The 591-nt window shown below is 68.4% G+C and carries 2 protein-coding genes; both read right to left on the bottom strand.

Annotated features, from left to right (window positions below):
* A partial coding sequence (locus tag IEZ31_RS20410; protein ID WP_190251507.1) for a glycosyltransferase family 2 protein occupies positions 1–366 on the bottom strand: 366 nt, incomplete at its 3' end.
* 18 nt (positions 367–384) lie between these two features.
* A partial coding sequence (locus IEZ31_RS20415) for a PA14 domain-containing protein (RefSeq protein ID WP_229835607.1) occupies positions 385–591 on the bottom strand: 207 nt, incomplete at its 5' end.

The raw sequence follows: 591 nt of genomic DNA on the forward strand, positions 1-591 counted from the left end.
CACGAGCTCGGGCGGGTGCTGCAGGTCGGCGTCCATCACGAGCACCTTGGTCGTCCGCGCCCGGCGGTAGCCGTCGACGACCGCGCCGGCCAGGCCGCCGACGCGCTGGGCGCCGATGCGGTGGAAGACCCGCACGTGCAGGTCGTCCCGCTCCAGCTTGGCCGCGGCGAGGGCGATGGCGTCGACGGTTCGGTCGTTGTCGCTGTCGTCGACGAAGACCAGCTCGACATTGGTCAGTACCGCCGACAGGCGTTCGATCAGGGTTCCTACGTTGTCCTCTTCGTGCCGGCACGGGATGACGATCGTGGCCAGCGCCCAAGGCGTCGTCACGTTGTGGTCGGGGACAGTGGCCAGTGGGGCGGTCACGGGCGGAAAACTCCTTCGCTACAACCGGATGACCGAACAGCGCGCGAGTGCGCCGCCGCCGCTGTCGAAGTACTCGACCTTGATCGTGTGGTCGCCTTCGGTCAGGGCGGTTTCGAACGTGTACGTGGTCGGCGGATGGTCGGACCACCCGTCGATCACCACGGCTCCGTCGATCGAGACGCGGATGCCGTCGTCACTGGTGGCGGTGATGCGGTACGTGCCGGC

Source organism: Dactylosporangium sucinum (assembly GCF_014647515.1).
Taxonomy (GTDB): domain Bacteria; phylum Actinomycetota; class Actinomycetes; order Mycobacteriales; family Micromonosporaceae; genus Dactylosporangium; species Dactylosporangium sucinum.